The organism is Saccharospirillaceae bacterium (assembly GCA_022448365.1).
GTDB lineage: Bacteria > Pseudomonadota > Gammaproteobacteria > Pseudomonadales > Oceanobacteraceae > Bacterioplanoides.
On the sequence record JAKVCS010000001.1, the window covers coordinates 291,190 to 309,915 of the forward strand.

13 protein-coding genes and 2 tRNA genes are annotated in these 18,726 nt (G+C 49.6%); 4 read left to right on the forward strand and 11 right to left on the reverse strand.

Features of this window, described 5'->3' with window-relative positions:
• Positions 1-3: 3 nt before the first annotated feature.
• From MK185_01285 to MK185_01295, 3 genes are all read left to right on the forward strand, one after another.
• Positions 4-3,147, forward strand: coding sequence for an efflux RND transporter permease subunit (locus MK185_01285; GenBank protein ID MCH2039256.1), 3,144 nt, complete (start codon positions 4-6; stop codon positions 3,145-3,147).
• Positions 3,148-3,383: 236 nt separating this feature from the next.
• Positions 3,384-3,459, forward strand: a tRNA-Val gene (locus MK185_01290).
• A 29-nt stretch (positions 3,460-3,488) separates the two neighbouring features.
• A tRNA-Asp gene (locus MK185_01295) sits at positions 3,489-3,565 on the forward strand.
• 389 nt (positions 3,566-3,954) lie between these two features.
• Here the strand turns inward: MK185_01295 and MK185_01300 are convergent.
• From MK185_01300 to MK185_01350, 11 genes are all read right to left on the reverse strand, one after another.
• Complete coding sequence (locus MK185_01300; protein MCH2039257.1) at positions 3,955-4,980, reverse strand: AraC family transcriptional regulator; 1,026 nt, start codon at positions 4,978-4,980, stop codon at positions 3,955-3,957.
• 5 nt (positions 4,981-4,985) lie between these two features.
• Complete coding sequence (locus MK185_01305) at positions 4,986-5,792, reverse strand: hypothetical protein (GenBank protein ID MCH2039258.1); 807 nt, start codon at positions 5,790-5,792, stop codon at positions 4,986-4,988.
• A 91-nt stretch (positions 5,793-5,883) separates the two neighbouring features.
• A complete protein-coding gene (locus tag MK185_01310; protein MCH2039259.1) occupies positions 5,884-8,367 on the reverse strand; it encodes an MMPL family transporter in 2,484 nt (827 codons plus the stop codon).
• Positions 8,368-8,369: 2 nt separating this feature from the next.
• Positions 8,370-9,596 (reverse strand): YCF48-related protein, encoded by a 1,227-nt coding sequence (locus tag MK185_01315; GenBank protein ID MCH2039260.1) that lies wholly within the window; start codon positions 9,594-9,596, stop codon positions 8,370-8,372.
• A 184-nt stretch (positions 9,597-9,780) separates the two neighbouring features.
• Positions 9,781-11,151 carry a DUF1329 domain-containing protein gene (locus tag MK185_01320; protein ID MCH2039261.1) on the reverse strand — a complete coding sequence of 457 codons (1,371 nt, stop codon included), beginning with the start codon at positions 11,149-11,151 and terminating at the stop codon, positions 9,781-9,783.
• 68 nt (positions 11,152-11,219) lie between these two features.
• On the reverse strand, positions 11,220-13,847 hold the full coding sequence (gene pepN / locus MK185_01325; GenBank protein MCH2039262.1) for an aminopeptidase N: 2,628 nt from the start codon (positions 13,845-13,847) through the stop codon (positions 11,220-11,222).
• A 34-nt stretch (positions 13,848-13,881) separates the two neighbouring features.
• Positions 13,882-14,733 carry a DUF2797 domain-containing protein gene (locus MK185_01330; GenBank protein ID MCH2039263.1) on the reverse strand — a complete coding sequence of 284 codons (852 nt, stop codon included), beginning with the start codon at positions 14,731-14,733 and terminating at the stop codon, positions 13,882-13,884.
• 13 nt (positions 14,734-14,746) lie between these two features.
• Positions 14,747-14,995, reverse strand: coding sequence for a YeaC family protein (locus MK185_01335; protein ID MCH2039264.1), 249 nt, complete (start codon positions 14,993-14,995; stop codon positions 14,747-14,749).
• Positions 14,996-15,052: 57 nt separating this feature from the next.
• Positions 15,053-15,910 carry a rhomboid family intramembrane serine protease gene (locus MK185_01340; protein MCH2039265.1) on the reverse strand — a complete coding sequence of 286 codons (858 nt, stop codon included), beginning with the start codon at positions 15,908-15,910 and terminating at the stop codon, positions 15,053-15,055.
• The gene (locus MK185_01345; GenBank protein ID MCH2039266.1) at positions 15,911-16,867 is read right to left on the reverse strand and encodes a metallophosphoesterase; all 957 of its coding nucleotides are present in this window, start codon (positions 16,865-16,867) and stop codon (positions 15,911-15,913) included.
• A 2-nt stretch (positions 16,868-16,869) separates the two neighbouring features.
• Positions 16,870-17,754 (reverse strand): NAD(+) kinase, encoded by an 885-nt coding sequence (locus MK185_01350; GenBank protein ID MCH2039267.1) that lies wholly within the window; start codon positions 17,752-17,754, stop codon positions 16,870-16,872.
• A gap of 86 nt (positions 17,755-17,840) precedes the next feature.
• On the opposite strand from MK185_01350, the gene MK185_01355 reads away from it, so the two are divergent.
• Positions 17,841-18,722 carry a DUF1853 family protein gene (locus tag MK185_01355; GenBank protein MCH2039268.1) on the forward strand — a complete coding sequence of 294 codons (882 nt, stop codon included), beginning with the start codon at positions 17,841-17,843 and terminating at the stop codon, positions 18,720-18,722.
• The last annotated feature ends 4 nt before the right edge of the window (positions 18,723-18,726 follow it).

An 18,726-nucleotide genomic window follows, 5' to 3' on the forward strand; every position in this document is an offset into this window, starting at 1 on the left:
GTCATGAATAGCTTAATTGATGCTTCCCTGCACCGCACCAGAACCGTTCTGATGCTGTTCTGCCTGATTGCCCTGGTCGGTATTGTCACTCTGGTGACCATTCCGAAAGAGAGCAATCCGGATATTACCGTTCCCCTGGTTTACGTTTCCGTCAACCATGATGGTATCTCTCCGGAAGATGCCGACACCCTGATATACAAGCCGCTTGAGAAAGAGCTGCGCGCTCTGGATGGCCTGAAAGAAATGATCTCTACCGCCACCGCCGGTCATTTATCGATTCAGCTGGAATTCTACACCGATACCGATATTGACCAGGCGTTATTGGACGTGCGACAGAAAGTCGACGATGCCAAAGGAGAATTACCCTCAGATTCGAAAGAACCAAAAGTGAGAGAGATCAACGTCGCGCTGTTTCCGGTCATGGTAGTCACACTCGCCGGTGAAATTAATGAATCGGCCTTGTATGCCGTTGCAAATGACTTGCAGGACCGTCTCGAAGCTTTACCCGGCGTCCTGGAAGTAAAAGTGCGTGGCAAACGAGAAGAAATTGCTGAGATCATCGTTGATCCGGCACGGATGGATAATTACGGCCTGACATTAGGTGAGCTTGGCCGTTTGGTGGGGAATAACGCACAGCTGGTTGCCAGTGAAGATCTGGACACCGGCGTTGGACGGTTTGGTATTAAAGTGCCTGGTCTTGTCGAAAGTATTCCTGACATCCTCGAGTTGCCGGTGAAAGCCAACGGTGATGATGTGGTGTTGTTTCGCGATATTGCTGTCGGTCGTCTGGCTTACAAAGACCGCAAAAACAGCGCGCGGGTTAATGGCAAACAGGCCGTTACACTGGAAATCAAAAAGCGCATTGGCTCCAACATCATTCATACGTTGGATGACGTCAAAGGCATCATTAAGGAAGTAGAGCCGTATTGGCCGAACGGTATTCAGGTAGGTTTATCACAGGATGAATCCGACCAGATCAAAGAAATGCTCAACGACCTGTTTAACAACGTACTGGTGGCAACCCTGCTGGTGATGATTCTGATACTCGCCAGTCTTGGCGTACGCAGCTCTGTTATGGTTGGCATGGCCATTCCCGGCGCTTTCCTGATGGCACTGATTGTCTTAAGCATGATGGGCTATACGCTCAATATGGTGGTGTTATTTTCGCTGATTCTGTCGGTCGGCATGCTGGTTGATGGCGCTATCGTTGTAACCGAATACGCTGATCGCCGGCTGGCCGAGGGCGCTCCCGCGCGCCACGCTTACAGTGAAGCGGCGAAACGCATGGCCTGGCCAATTATTGCTTCAACGGCTACGACCCTCGCGGTATTCCTGCCTCTGCTGTTCTGGCCAGGAACCACGGGGGAATTCATGAAGTATTTACCCCTGACTCTGCTGTTTACTCTCACCGCATCTTTAATTATGGCGTTGATAGTTGTGCCAACCATCGGTGCTTTGATCGGCAAACAATCGACTCAGAACCTCAAGACGCTGAAGATGGTGAAAGCCGCAGAAGAAGGCCATTTTGACGAGGTTACTGGTTTCACCGGGGGGTATATCCGATTGTTAAATCGTGCTTTGCGCCACCCATTGAAAATTCTAGGCACTGCTATCGCTACGCTGATCTTATCCTTTGTCGTGTATGGCAAGTTGGGACACGGTGTTGAGTTCTTCCCCGATGTCGATATCGATGTTGGCCTGGTGGATGTTCGCGCTCGAGGCAATTTGTCGATAGAGGAAAACGAAGCATTGGTGCAGCAGGTTGAGGCCCGAATCTTCGATATGGCAGAAATTGAGTCGATATATACGACCACCTTCGTGCGCGCCCCCAGTGACGCAGCGGATGACGTGGTTGGCCGAATTCAGATTGAGCTGGTTAATTGGAAGCACCGGCGTACAGCGAACGAAATTTTAAAAGATATCGAAGTACGCACCGCAGATATCGCCGGCATCATTGTCGAAACACAGAAAAAAGAAAACGGACCGTCTGCTGGTGCCGACATCCAACTCCAGTTCACTGCTGCCAGTGCCGACGACATTATTCCGATGCTTGAACAGGTCAAAGCCATTTTCGCTGCCGACCCCGATTTGAAAGATGTGCGCGATGACCGGCCACAAGACGGCATCGAATGGCAAATGGATATCAATCGTGAAAAAGCCACCCGGTTCGGCACCGACATTGTCAGTACCGGATCAATGATTCGCATGATTACCGGCGGTCAGAAAGTCGGCGAATTTCAACCGGATTACACCGATGAAGAAGTCGAAATCATGCTGCGCTACCCGACCCAGGCACGCAATATTGACCAGTTCTCACAATTTAACGTTCAGACCGCCTATGGTTTGGTACCAGTCTCTAACTTTATGGAGCGCATCGCTGTTCCCAAATCCGGTGACGTTGTGCGGATTGATGGCAAACGACGCTACCGCTTAACCGCCAACGTACAGGACGATGTCAATCCTACCGATAAGATCCTGCAATTGACGGAACAACTGAAACAGTTTGACTGGCGTTCTGCCGGGGTTGAACCTCGATTCCGTGGTGACTTTGAGAAAATGGCCGAAACCGGCGCTTTCCTGGGTAAAGCGTTTGGCATCGCAATCTTCCTGATGGCCACCATCCTGGTAACCCAGTTCAACAGCTTCTACAACGCTGGATTGATCATGAGCGCTATCGTGTTGTCGATTGTTGGCGTGCTGTTTGGTCTGCTGATTCGTGGCGAGCCGTTTGGCATTGTCATGAGTGGCCTTGGTGTGATCGCCCTGGCCGGTATTGTGGTCAACAACAACATTGTCCTGATCGACACCTTCAACCGCTTGATCCGGGACGGTCTGTCACCTTTGGATGCAGCACTGCGCACTGGTGCACAACGGTTACGCCCGGTGATGCTGACAGCCATCACCACCGTCCTCGGTCTGATGCCAATGGTTTTACAATGGAACATTGACCTGATGAACCGCCAGTTTTCCGTTGGCGCACCGTCTTCTCAGTGGTGGACTCAGCTATCCACCGCCATTGCCGGAGGTTTAACCTTTGCGACCATACTGACGCTTATCATGACGCCGTGCCTGCTGGTACTCGGTGAAAATATGAAACAGAAAAGCCGCGACAAAAAAGCGGCCAAACAAGCAACCGCAAACGCTTGATCGACGGCGCTGGAAGCGGGCGAAACAATCGCCGCTGATGATTTTTCATCGGCGGTGCTCTTGAGTTTCTGTTCGACACTTGCGAACGTCGATTAAATAACTCTGATCAGTTTGCGAGCAAAAAGGATGTAATTCTCGCAAGTTACTGAAAAAATTAAAAAAAACGATCAAATTTCTAAATAAATGTTTGACACTTCAAGGATTCTGAGTAGAATGCGACCTCGCTTTTACGGGAAGGGTGATTAGCTCAGCTGGGAGAGCATCTGCCTTACAAGCAGAGGGTCGGCGGTTCGATCCCGTCATCACCCACCAAGCCGTAAAGCAGCGATTTACGAAACGATGGACTGGTAGTTCAGTTGGTTAGAATACCGGCCTGTCACGCCGGGGGTCGCGGGTTCGAGTCCCGTCCACTCCGCCATTTCTTCGTTAGTCCCCTTCGATCAAAAAAATACCTTATCTTGCTGTTTTGCAGTTAATCGAATCCGATTTTGTCATCTGTCGTTCATCTAATTAATTTACTGTCTTTTGTAATCAGTCTGATTCTGAATTCGTCTATTTTCTTGACCATTAAGTCAGATTAGATATGATTAGTAAATCTGGCACATATGATGCTAAATCCATACATCAGCATCAAAGCAAACAGTCGGATGCCTGCAGCAAAGGGAACGCAGGAAGTAAGAAACTAAGGAAACGAAGGAGGACAATTATGTCTGATTATATTGATGATCTGCTCGACGTTGGTTACGACGATTTTGACGACGATGTCGATGACGCAGTAGAGCTGTAATGCTCTTGCACGCTGGCCAGCTAATTTAACCGGCCACGGGCATCTTCTCTGAAACGACCGGGCGCCTGCCCGGTCCATCGTTTAAAGGCTCTCTGAAACGCAGCTGTCGAGCCAAACCCCAGCAGAAAAGCAATCTCCCCCAAGGTTAAGGTGGTATCACGCACATAGCTGACTGCCAGATCTCGCCGTGTATCGTTCATTACTTGCTGGAAACTGATGCCTTCGGCATTGAGACGCCGTCTAACCGTCCAGGGCGCCATATTCAAACGATGGGCAACCATATCAAGCGTCGGCGTCTGACCTTTCAGCAGAGGTCCAATGGCGCGCTCAATCACCTCCCGAAAACTCAATCCCAGGCGCACACGCTCCAGTTCACGCTCAGCCAACTGTTTTAATCCCTGATACGTCGATGCACAACGATGGAGCGAAGGCAGTGCCAATGCCCAGTCGTGAATCACCACAGCGTTGCGTTCAGCACCAAAACGCACATCACAATCAAAGTATTGATCATACTGATCACTGTATGACGGAGCGCGAAACTCAAACTCAACACGTTTCACCAGATCATCACGGCCACTGAGCCATTGCAACATTCTCACCCAACCAGCCAGCACAGAATCAACCACAAACAGGTTGTATTCATTGTAAGGGCTTATCGAATAAAAATTGGCAACGCCATCGCCATTTTCGAGATAAAAACCGGAGCGCCCTCGGGCATTGAAAGAAGATAACAATTCGAATTCAGCAATGGCTTTGCAGGCGACCCTGACATCGGGCGCAGTCTGAGCTACCAGCCCTGCCAACCCAAGGCTACCGGCTGAAGTCAAACGCCCCATTTCAAGACCCAACCATGGAATCTGATGTGCCTCGATACAAGCATGGCCCAAACGCATAAAGCGCGGAATACTGATACGGGCATCCGGTGAATTCAACTTCACCAGATCCATCTGATACTGATCAAACTGAGCAGCTGGATCTCCACCCAACGACTCCACCGCGCGTCCCATGACCTCAACAATTGCTACCGAAACGTCACCTAACTTCATAGTGATCAGGCGTCAAAACTGTTGTCATCAGATGCTGGAGGTGCCTCCTGCGACTGCTCCTCACCCTCATAAAAATCGAGTAAGAAACGATAAGAGAGCGATAGCATCACCAAGCCAACCAGAGTTGTCAGGTAAATGCCGAATGCCGCGAGGTAGTTCAGTAGTCCAGACGCATCCTGTGCAATAAAAGCCAGCCAGAACGGCAACGCCATAATAATCGGTACTACCCAAACAACCACAACCAACCGACTGCCGTTACCCTTACTGATATCCCAGGCACGTGCCAAACCGGTTTGGGTACCCAGCGCAACTTCAGGCAAAGTAATCGACAACCGCGACCAGATATACAATGTCAACATCACAGCCACAGCAACGGCGAATATCGTGCGCTCCGGCCCTACAAGCGCCATCAATCCCATCATCACCGAGGAAAACACGACCACACAACAAACGGTAATTTGCAGGCCACGCAACAAATAACGAAATTCATTACGTCCAAAGCCATGAATCGCATTGGCGTTCCAGCCCTCTTTCGGCAACAAGGTGAACCGGTGACAGGCCGTCGCCATCAATATACTGAGAACAATCGAGGCAACCACAAATATCAGCTGTTCAGGATGGAAAACCGGTATCTCTGCATCCACATCGGCCGGGAAGAAATAATGACTGGCCCAATCGATTGCTGCAAGAATCAGCATCGCCGGCAAAAACATCCTGATGACATCGGCACGTTTTTCCCACAGTAACTCAACGGCTTCCTGAACAATGTCAACCACAGGCAGTTCAGCTTCCAGACCCAGACGACTTTTCATTCCATTCCTCGATTTAATGACACAAAAAAAGCGCTGCTATCTTAATGTGATTAACATCAAGCTAACACCGCTTTTTTAATAGCTCAGCTAATTAACCGGCTGGCGGTACATCACCATGACGCTTGTTATGGCGCTTGATAATGCGCTCCGGACTGAGCAGGAAGTGAGCCAGCGCAGGCAGTAAGATCAGTGCACCCAGCATGTTCCATAGGAACATAAAGGTCAGCAAGATACCCATGTCAGCCTGAAACTTGATCGGCGAGAAGATCCAGGTGGTAACGCCTAATGCCAAAGTAATACCCGTAAAGCTCACTGCTTTACCCGTGGATTTCAGTGTCTCGAGGAAAGACTCCTGCAACGACTTACCAGCGATAATCATGACTTCCAGACGGCTGTAGATATAGATACCGTAGTCAACACCAATCCCCACACCCAGGGCGATAACCGGCAATGTTGCCACCTTCACACCGATACCCAAGTAGGTCATCAGCGCCTGACTCAGTACAGAAGTAAGAGCGAGCGGAATGATGATACAAGCAACGGCGGTGAACGATCGGAACGTTGCGAAACACAACAGGAACACAACCACGTACACAAAAATCAGCATGGTGTTCTGAGCTTCTGCAATAACCTGATTGGTTGCCGCTTCGATACCGGCATTACCTGACGCCAGCTGGAACCTTATCGGCACAGAATCAATCTCACCATCAGCGACAGCCTGGTCGATTTCAGAGATGCTGTAGCCAAAGTATTTCTGATCAACCTTATCGTCGTACTGAGCTTTAAAGTCTTCAACTGCTTTTACTGCGGTTTCCAACGTCTCAGCTTTGTGGTCATTCAGATAAACAATAACCGGTGCCATTGAACACTCCGAATTCAACAGCGAACTCGGGGCGCGCTGAATTGAAGTATTCAAAATGGTCTGGTTACGTGACAACGCAGACCAGTTGAGGTTGCCCTCGTTCATCGCTTTCGTTACCAGCTTAGACACGGTTACCAAGGAGGTCGTCGATTGCACACCCGGTACGTTTTCCATGTACCACATAAAGCGATCTACAGCGTCCATCACCTTGTAAGAGTTACATTGCTCTTTTGCCGTTTCCACCATCACAACCAACAGGTCGGAACTGGTGGAGTAATTACTCACCATAAAATCATTATCGAGGTTATAGCGCGAGTCGGCACGAAGTTCTGGCGCGCCTTTATCAAGATCCCCAATTTTCAGATCCTGACTGACAAAGTAACCCCCAAAGGCCATCGCTATGGCAATAACAATAGGGAAAGGCGCAACTTTACGGGTCGCAAAGTGCGATAGAAATTTCCACAGCTTCGGCTCGGATTTTTCGGTTTTCTCGGCGTGGCGGATGCCACTGGCACTGATGCCGATGTAAGACATGATGATCGGCAACAACACCAGATTGGTGATAATGATCATTGCGACACCAACCGAGGCAGAAACCGCCAGCTCCTGAATCACGCCGATATCAATGAACAGCAGCGTCAGGAACCCCATCGCGTCACTCATTAGCGCCAACATACCCGGAACGTACAAGCCACGGAACGCTTTACGCGCTGCCATCAGGCGGTTCTCACCTTTACCCGCTTCAATTGCGATACCAGATATAATCTGAACCGCATGACTGATACCAATCGCAAACACCAGGAAAGGCACCAGTACCGAATACAAATCAACGGTGTATCCCATCAGAGCCAAAGCACCGAGCTGCCAGACAACTGCGATCAATGATGCCAGGATAGGAACAACGGTTCCTTTGATGCAACGAGAGTACAGGAACAACAAAACAGCCGTCGCACCCATAGCCATCAGGAAGAAGATCGCTATTTTGCCAGCACCATCTAACAGATCACCGAGCTTTTTCGGCGTACCAGTGATGTAAATACGATAGTTTTGATCACCGTATTTGGTGCGTATTTTGTCTTCCAGATCATGGGAGAACTGTTGGTAATTCAGTTTTTCACCGGTATCCGGATCCTTCTCAACCAGAGGCACGTCAATAATGGATGAGCGAAAATCATTAGAAACCAGACGTCCGACCTGACCGGATTTCAGCACGTTCTGACGCACCTGCTCCAGGCTGTCTTCCGAACCGTCGTAAGTACTCGGAATAACCGGACCACCCTGAAAGCCCTCTTCCGTCACTTCAGTCCAGCGTACATTCGGCGTCCACAAAGACTTCATGCTCGAACGATCAACGCCTTTAACGAAGAAAACTTCATCGTTAATTTTACTCAGAGTTTCCATGTACTCTTTAGTGAAAATTTCGCCTTTAGTGGACTCAACCGAAATCTTTACGTTGGCAACGCCACTTTTCATCGAGTCTTTGTGTACCAGGAAGTTCTGGATGTACTCGTGATTCAGCGGGATGTATTTCTCAATGCTGGAGTCCAGTTTTACCTTAGTTAAACCGTAGGCAAAAACGGTGGTTAATGCCGTCAGAATCAGCAATACCAGAAACCGGTTATTAAAAAACAAACGCTCAAGCATGGGTTCGGCTTGCGGAGTCAGGATGAAATGCTCCGGCTCCGATGAGAAATGATGTTTTTGTTCAGCCATTATCAGAAGTCTCCTGCAGCCATACTCACGGTTTGATCAATTAGTTCACCGGTTGCGCTCAGCAGCTGGATACCCGCTTCACCGACCAGAATAAAGCTGCCATCTGAAGCTTCTGCAACAGCGGCGTAGGCTTTTCGGCCTTCGAGAATTAACGTACGACTTTTCTTTAATGCCTTATCAAACAAAATTGCAGAACCGCCATTACCAACCAGTACCGCATTTTTCAACCCAACAACACCGGACAGCAGAGTCTGCTCGCTACCCGTCATAATTTCGGTCCAGCTAATGCCCGCATCAGAAGAACTGTATACATGCCCCCGCAAACCGAACAATAATTGCTGATCACCGACATTAATAAGGCTGAATAAAGAGCCCGCATAGGGTGACGGAATCGAATGCCAGGTTTCACCCAGATCGTCCGAACGCAGAATCATTCCCATTTCACCAACCACAACCAACGAACGGTTACCCACTAGCGTTATAGAGTTCAGGTGGAATCGCTCCGGATTCGGCAGTCGGGCTGAAACATCTTTCCAGGTATTACCGCCGTCGGAGGTGTAGAAGAACATTCCGTATGCACCCACGGCGAAACCTCGGCGGGCATCATAGAACCAAACGTCCAGAAATGGCTTGGTTGATCCAGTGCTGGCATCGTATTCGGCATCTTCGAGAGAATAAGTAGCGGCTTCCAGCGCCATTTCAGCTTCCTCGATCAGCACTGTGTTATTCGAAGCCTCTGCGGCATCCAGTGCTACCTGAGACTGCTGCTTTTTATTTTTCGCAGCCGTAACAATCGCTTTGTTGGCGCTGTAACCATCGAACTGACGTTTCCAGCTTTGGCCAGAATCGTTCGACATAAGCACGACACCATCATGACCAACCGCCCAACCATGCTTAGCAGATGAAAAATAGACAGCGGTTAACGTCACACTGACAGGAACTCTTGCTTGCTGCCAGCTGCGGCCGTTGTCATCGGAATAGATGATATGACCATGACCACCGACCGCGACCAACCGCTGACCAGCACGAACAACGTCTAATAATAATGTTTTATGGGCCTTGGAAGTTGAAGCCGCCGGCGTGTCCAGTGGATCTTTCCACTTCGCTTGACTGGCTTGAGCAAAAAACAGTTGAGAAAAAACCAAGGTCAGAATGACCCAAAACTGGCGTGAGCCTGAGCGATGTGCTTTCCCCAAAGCAGCATCCGGCTGAACCAAATTAAACCTCATAAAGGGCTCCGTTCTTATACTAATGTCGGAAGGCAGCTAGTCTAGCCGACGATGTTATCAATGACTAACGCCCCGTTGTTACGAAATGTTAAGTCATTTCAGGTCTAATTTACGACTTTCCGTATCGATTGTTCCAGATATGACAACGGAGGGGCAAAAGCACCATCCGCATCATACTTAAGGATTAGCGACGACCACGTCGGCGTAATTCCGAAGGCGTAAAGTAACGCTCGCCCGGTGGCTTATCACTGAAATCAATGGTCTTCTGTTCTTCGTTATCCAAGCCTTGTACATGATAGCGCTTCGCTTTCAGATCATGGAAAACATCCAGCGTTGTCCAGGTTACCGGTAACTCGTAGAACGTCTTAATGTAGGCCATATTCACTCGCCACAATTCACCAGCCGAATCGTACAAATCACCAGCAGCAATACCCCACGTATCCTCATCAAGATAGAAGCGGCGTTTGTGATAAACATGGCGGCTACCCTCTTTCAGGGTAGCTTCAACAATCCAGACACGGTGTTTCTCATACCGCGTAAAGTCTGGATTAAGATGACCCGGTTTAATCATGTCATCGTAACTGGTCTGATTAGAACTCAACTTGTAGTTGTTGTACGGAATGAAAATTTCTTTTTTGCCGATCAGTTTCCAGTCGTAACGATCCGGAGCACCGTTAAACATATCGGTATCATCGGCATAACGCAGACCATCGGCGGCCGCGATTGGTGTGTCATAGGCCAGGTTGGGAGCACGGCGCACACGACGTTGACCCGCGTTGTATCCCCACGCTTGACGAGGCTCGTCAACCTGATTCAGAGTTTCGTGTACTAATACCGCACCACCAGCCAGACGCGCTGGAGCTTTGGTGAATGACAAGTAATAGAACAAAATATTGTCCAGATCATTGATGCTGCGATCCTGGCGGTAGTAGTTGAATTCAACTTCTTGCTGCACCGTCACCAACGAATAATCACCGTTAACCTGAACAGCAATTTCAGAAGCACGACGCGTCAGATAGACACCGCGCCAGCGGGTTATGTGATTCCAGATCGCTTCCAGACCATTTTGAGCTATCGGAAAAGGAATACCACCGTAGGCATACAGCAGGCCGTTCCCATTTTCAGCCAGGTCAGCACGCAGAGCATTTTTATAGGTATTGTCATACACCCATTCCGGTGCAGCTGCAGTGCGACGGGTTTGATAGATTGGCATTTTGAAGGTATCAGGATACGTATCGAACAAGGCCCTTTGGCCATCGGTTAAAAATTCCTGATACTGCTTCACATTGGCCGCAGTAATGGTGAACAGAGGTTTGTCAGATGCGTAAGGGTCAGGGTGGTGCTGGCCAGCTTTTGAGTACTCCAGTGGCGGAAGGTTTAAGCCACCACGCCACGGTGGAATATCCCCACTTTTATTACCCGCGCGTTCAGCCCCCAAAGGCGTTAATTCGTTTTTCAGGCGTTCGGCCTGCTCGACCGAAACAGCTGCGATTGACGACGGAGCTGCAAGAGACAGTGCCAACGCACCTGCCGCGATCCAATTATTTTTCTTCATTTTGCGACCTCAAGACACCGCTTCAGCGGCTTATATGCGCTCAAGCATAAAGAATAAACGCTTTATGCTCAAACCAAACTCTTACTAACCACTTCGTATACGTCTTTCGACAAGTCCTTCTGGCCAATAATACGCTGCAGCTGAGCCTGCATTTGTTGTCCTTGGGAAGGAATTAAACGCTTCCACTTTGTGAGAGGCGCCAGTAAACGCGATGCAATTTGCGGGTTGGATGCGTTCAGACGAATCACCGCATCCGCCAACAACTGATAGCCTCGACCGTCCTCAGCATGAAAATGACAAAGCGCCTGGTTGGCAAATGCCCCAATCACAGAACGCACCTTGTTTGGATTGCGCCAGTCAAAGGCGTCATGCGCCAGCAGTGATTCGATAAAGTCTGCTGTGCCAAGCTTGCTTGATCCCGCCTGAACCGACAACCACTGGTTAATCACCAAGACATCGTCTTTCCATTGTTGATAGAAACGGTTCAGGTAATCAGTCGCTAAACCAGAATCGGCACCGTTGATCAGAGTCACCAATGCTGACATCTGATCAGTCATGTTATCTGCTTGCTGGTACTGCCGCTCAGCGCTGGTCACTCCATCCTCTGAAACCAGTGATAAGTAGCTCAGTGCCAGATTTTTCAACGCCCTGGCCGACATTTGCTGTGGTTCAGGCGCGTAAGGGAAATCAGATTCCATCCGTGTGTAGACTGCAGAAAATTCCGACTGCAAGGATTCCGCGATGACTTGGCGTACTTGCTGGCGCGCTTTATAAATCGCTTGCGGATCAATTTTGGCTGAGAACTCTGCAATGTAAGCTTCCGAAGGCAAAGTCAGCAGATAAGCTACCATTGCTGGGTCCAATGATTCGTCTTTCAGCAGGGATGCCAAAGCCTTTCGGGCTGGCTCATCGAGGACAAACGATGCATTCATTGCATCATTTATCCAGCCAAGCATCAGTCGTTGACCCGCATCCCAACGATTAAAACCATCACCATCATGCTCTAACAGGAACAATAACTCATCACGACTCTGATCAAATTCCACTTTAACCGGCGCGGAAAAATCGCGGAATAGCGACAGCACCGGACGCTCAGGCAAATGGTTAAACACAAATGTCTGAGTCGCCTCCGTCAGGTGTAACACCTGACTGCTGGCTGTCCACGCGGAAGCTGGCTCAACATGAACCGCCATATCACGTCCGTGACGATCCAGCAGGCCCATTTGCACTGGAATCCACATCGGTTGCTTATCAGTTTGTCCCGGGGTATCCGGGCATTGCTGTGTCAATGTCAGAGTTAATGCCTGTGAGACATCATCGTATTCACTCCTCACCTGCACAACGGGTGTACCCGCCTGCTTGTACCAGCGTTTGAACAGGGTCAGATCGCAACCATTTGCGTCTTCCATAGCTTGGGTAAAATCGTAAATAGTCACGGCCTGACCGTCATGGCGCTCAAAGTATAAATCTGAGCCTTTGCGGAAACCTGCCTCGCCAAGAATCTTGCGCTGCATTCCAACCACCTCAGCGCCTTTTTCGTAGATAGTGACGGTATAAAAGTTGGATATTTCGATAAAGGAATCCGGTTGCACCGGATGTGCCATCGGCCCTGCATCTTCAGCAAACTGCACGGTACGCATGATACGCGCGTCTTCAATGCGCTTTACCGTGGCAGAGTTCATATCCGCCGAGAAGGAGGCATCGCGGAAAACCGTAAAGCCTTCTTTCAGACTGAGCTGGAACCAATCTCGACAGGTAACCCGGTTACCCGACCAGTTGTGAAAATACTCATGGGCAACAATGGCTTCTATTCGTTGATAGGCCGCATCGGTTGCGGTAGCCGGATTCGCCAGCACACAGGAGGAATTAAAAATATTTAATCCTTTGTTCTCCATGGCGCCCATATTAAAATCATCGACCGCAACGATCATGAATATGTCCAGATCGTATTCCCGCCCATAAGTGTCTTCATCCCACTTCATTGAACGTTTTAAGGCATCCAGGGCGTAGTCGGTTTTATCGACATTCTGAGGCTCGACAAAAATCTTCAACGCCACGTCACGACCACTCATGGTGACAAAACGATCTTCTTTCACCTGCAAATCTCCGGCGACCAGAGCAAACAGGTAAGCCGGTTTTTTATGAGGATCATTCCAGCTGACTTTTTTCAGGCCGCCCGGCAGATTTTCCTCATTTATCAGGTTACCGTTAGACAGCAATACCGGATGTTGCTCGGCGTTGGCGATAATGTGGGTCGTGAATACCGACATCACGTCTGGTCGGTCGAGGTAATAGGTAATGCGCCTGAAGCCTTCTGCTTCACACTGGGTACAGTACATAGAACCCGACTGGTAAAGACCCTCCAGTGCTGTGTTTTTATCCGGATAAATCCGGGTTTTGATGGTCAGTTCATGTCCTGAAGACAGCTGATGAAGCGTCAGACTCTCTTCATCAAGATCGTATTGGTGCGATTCAAGCGCCAAGCCATCAACTGCGACGGAGATTAATTCAAGCTGCTGGCCGTCCAAACGCAGCGATCCGTCCCCATCTACCTGAGCGTTGCGTACAACATGCAAGTTCGCCGTTACCAGCGTATATTCCGCCTGCAATTCAAATGTCAGATCCGTTTGCTCAATCCAGTAACCAGGTTGCTGGTAGTCCTTTAAATAAATGGCATTAGGTTGTGCGTCGCGCATAGTCGCCTCTGATGAATGACCATAAACAATAACGTTAGTCGTTAACCTTAACGGTAACGGCATAGGATGTGAATTTACGAATATTAATCACACCACTGTCTAAGATGAGGTATTGCCCTTTCACGCCCATCAGCGTGCCCTCAACCAACGGATTTTTATCAAAATTAAAACTACTCACCTTAGTTGGAAACTGCTGGACCGGAAAATCAAATGAATAAGGTTCAGCATCGTACAACAACTCAATATCGCCCGGTGCTTGCGCCGCAATAATCGAGTTCAGATCGAGTGAAAACAGGTCAAACAAACGATCACGTTCAGCTTCCAAATCAACCGGATCTGCGTTGCCCTTAAGCATTGCCCGCCAATTGGTTTTGTCAGCGATATCCTGGCGCAGGCAATCTTCGATCAATCCCGATTGGCGCCGGGTTGCAACGCGAGCAATCGGTAACGCCTGGGTCGCTCCCTGATCCAACCAACGAACCGGAACCTGAGTCGCACGAGTGATCCCCACCTTGATACCGGATGAATTGGCCAGATAAACGACATGCTCGTTAAAGCAAACCTTTTGAGCCCATTCAGGCTCACGACAAGTACCCAGATGAAAGTGACACTTTTCAGGACTCATCATGCAGGAATCACATTGCGCCAGCTTGCTGAAACACGGGTAGCAGTAACCCTGTCCAAAGCTCTTTTTGCTTTTACGTCCGCAATGACAACAATGGATATCTCCCTGATACTCGATTGTCAGTTTCTTACCGATCAGGGGTAACAGCGGAATTGGCTGGTTATCTACCAGCAATTCATAATGAACGATGTCGCTGTCTTGATGATTTGCAGCAACCGCTCGTGCAGCCATCTTTTGCAGATGGCCGGAAAACTCACTCATGTCAGTCCCCAGATTACTGCAGGGTCAGGGTCTGAATATCATCATCACCGGTGGATGACTTGCAACCGTCTGCAACATAACCCACACGCTGTTCAACAGGCACATCGTGACTACGTTCGTAATGCAGAATGGCTTCCATGCACAACTCGCGCTGCCCTTCTTTCAGTTTAATACCGTTAGGCCAGCGACCCGTCGCCACGGCATTTTTGAGGTTTTCATAGACTTCTGGGGTCAGGGATTGAATCAGTTGATCAAGCGTCATGTCATTCTCATCAATTATCACGGGGTCCGGTTGATCACCGGTTTTTGTTAATTCAGATTACTGAGCAGGAGGCTCAGGCACGATTCGGCGTGCTGGCCACAGCTGGGACAATAATAACCCACAAATCAGGCCACCAAAATGGGCGCCGTGGGCAGTACCGGACAAACCCGGTACCACAGTGTCGCCCAGCAAGGTCAGCAGTAACCAGGCAATCATCACCGTCAGTAATACCGGTGGTACCTGATATCCAAGCCTGAATCGGTGTTCACGGCTGGCAACCCAGGCCAGCATGCCCAGCGTCACACCAGAGGCACCACCAAAACCCGGACCGCCGTACCACCACTGCGCCGCATTGCCCATTACCCCACAGAGCAGAACGATCAACAGCATTGCGGCTTTGCCATCGATGACTTCAATGCGACGTGCCAGAACCCACCACCAGACCATATTCATAAGGATATGCAGAAGAGAAAAGTGCAATAAGGTAGGCCGCCACAACTGCCAAAGCCCTATTTCAACATAAGCATTCAGACTGAATCTGTGTTCCGGCCACAATGCCTGCCCCAGCATCACCCAGGCGTTCCAGTCCGTACTGATGTGCATCCAGGCGAATACGGAGGCAAACAACGGGATGAATAAAAACGCCAGTGGAGCCTCACTGATTTTTAGCACCCAACTGCCGTTGTGACTTTCGCTAATCAGGTCAGCTTCGTCCAACTGCCCTTGCTGCCATTCTTCAAGCCAGGTCTGAACCTGCGCCATATCGCGGTCATCAGCCAGATACAGGCACTGTTTACCTTCCTGAGTAATCACCCGATGAGTAATTTTGTTTGCCCATAAACGCCCGGTCAGTGGTGACAAATCCACATCTGGCTCAGCCACCAGAGCTAACATGGGTTCGATCTCAGTCTTCACTCAGCGCTCACTCTTTTCAACACGAACCCAGGCAAACTTCCCGGGCTGCAAGTGGTGCTCATTATCCATACGGTATGCAACAAGACGGCCGTATTTCACCGCACTGTAATCCAGGCAGGCGATGTTTTTTTCTATCGGAGCCGGGATGCCCCACATCCAATAGTGACCAATAAATAAAGGTTTTTCCTGAGGGCCGTAATACAGCAGCTGTTCTTTTTCTTCAGCCGATAATAGCGCATGCTGCAGGTCGTCCGGCAAAGGGTCTGGCTGAAAAATCACATCGCGGTAGCGCTGTGGCGAATCCGCCCAGAACTTGGTGCGGAAAAACTGACGCACCATGCCGTCTTTCGCCGTCATTGATCGACCATCCGGTAATTTCAGCGACGTACCGCGCAAGGTACGATCAAGAAACCGATAAATGAAGGAATCCGTTTGTACGGATTCTTCCAGCAAGCCTTTATGCAGCCGGTTCCCTCCGTATTGAGCAATGAATTCATCAATCATCGCCTGATCCCAGCAAGCATGAACCACCCGAAAATGTTCGAATTCCTGAAACAGTGGTAGCTCGACAAACCAGTCAAGAAAGTCATTAAAATCGTGCGGATGATTAGCAAACTGCTCCATCGTCTGCTCAACGATAAAATCGTTTCTTTTAGTGTGTGGTCGCAAGAACGGCTGACGCATCCCCGCGGGCGCCTCAGTGCAATAGGTGACCACGTTGTATTCGTGATTGCCCATAACGATCTCGGCATGGCCTGCGTCCACCATATCGCGCACGATATGGCAGGCCATACGTATGTGCGGGCCGCGATCAACAATATCCCCTAAAAACACTACCTTGCGTTTAGGGTGCTGATACACACCGTTCTTTTTACTGTAACCCATTTGTTCCAGCAAACTGACCAGCGTCTTACCACAACCGTGAATATCCCCGATTAAATCGTATCCCTGGCGCATCATTAGTCCCCCAGGTTGCTGGCCCATCCTAGCTTGGTTCGGCAAATCTCATAGAAGTTATGACCTTGCGGATGAATCAGCTTCAGCTTATGGGCTTTCTTGCGGATAGTAATCGCATCACCAGGCGCACAGGGTATATGGTTCTGGCCATCGCAACTTACCGTTGGATAAATATCCTGCTCAGCACTAACAACAATTTTAATTTCACTTTTACCGTCGACCACAATCGGGCGGCTGGACAGGGTATGAGGAAACATTGGCACCAACACCAGAGCATCGAGACGAGGATGCATGATCGGGCCGCCACCTGACAACGAATACGCAGTGGAACCGGTTGGCGTCGATACAATCAGGCCATCAGAACGCAAGCTGTAGACAAACTGGCCTTCGATGTACAGATCAAAGGCGATCATCCGCGCCGATTTTCCCGGATGCAGTACCACATCATTTAATGCCGCTGCAGACCCAATCGGATTTCCATCACGCTTCACTTCGGCATCGAGCAAGAAGCGACGTTCCTCTTTGTAGTGTCCATCGAGTACATCCTGTACCGCGTCCAGCATGGTTTCATCTGGGCTGATATCTGTGAGGAAACCCAAACGACCTCGGTTAATGCCAAGAACCGGGGTATTAAATTTCGCCAATGCGCGAGCAGCTCCCAGCAAGCTGCCATCACCACCCACCACGATCACCAAATCGCAAATTTCGCCAAGAATACTGACCTTTGACGTTTGCATCCCATGGCCCGGCATCACTTCTGCGATACGATCTTCGAGGATCACGTGATAGCCCTCTTCCATCAAGTACTGCTTCAGTCTCTTGATGGTCTCAATCACTTTTTTACTATTGAGGCGACCTATAATGCCAATATTGCGGAACTCTTCCATCTGCTGTTAACTCGTCGAATTCGGATGCATGGGGTATAACTGCGGGTTATACCACAGCCGCTTGTAAAACGCTTTCAGGAGTCTTTGTGTTTTTCCCCCCGCTTGACCCCAATCATCCCTATTTTGCGCTACCCAGCCAACACCAACGCGACCTGATCTGGAGCTTGCTTGGTCCGGCATTGCTGGACTGCCCATGGTCTCCAGCGACATCCGAGTTGCTATCGGAGGCCAATACATGGCAGCAATGGATTACTGAAATAGCTGGGGCACCGGATTATCGCAGCCCGAGACTTGGGCTGATGTTCGAGCAAATATGGCATCAATACCTGGAGTTATGCGGCCATCGCTGGCAGGCGAATCTGCAGATACAACAACAGAAGAAGACGGTGGGTGAATTTGATTTGCTGGTTGAGAACCAGGACTCCGAACCGCAACAGTGGCACCTGGAATTGGCGTTAAAGTTTTACCTTGGTTTTAATCACGACTGGATTGGGCCCAATCGTCGTGACTATTTAGCAGATAAGATCCGTCATACCGTTGATAGGCAGTTGCAATTATCGAGAAACCCGGCGGCACATGAGCAACTTAGGCACAACAACTGGCACTCACTGCAACCACAAGCATTGATGCGCGGTTGTTTATTTCATCCCGCTGACGAGAGCATAACAGCCACCTTACCCGAAGAGGTTAACGCCAGACACTGGCGTGGTTACTGGATACACCAGTCGAGTGCTCAGCGTTATCTTCCGCAGGGACATTGGTATTTGTTGTCAAAACCGCAATGGATCAGTCCTGCCCGGGTTGATTTCAGTGTCGACAAAAAAACACTGCTTCGTCATAAAGACCTTCATTTTCAACACATGGACACCGCTCTCTGTGCCGTCCAGGTAAAACGAAATACTGCCGGGTTCTGGTGTGAACAACAACGCTGGCTGATCATGCCGGATCAGTGGCCGCAGCCTGGATAAAACA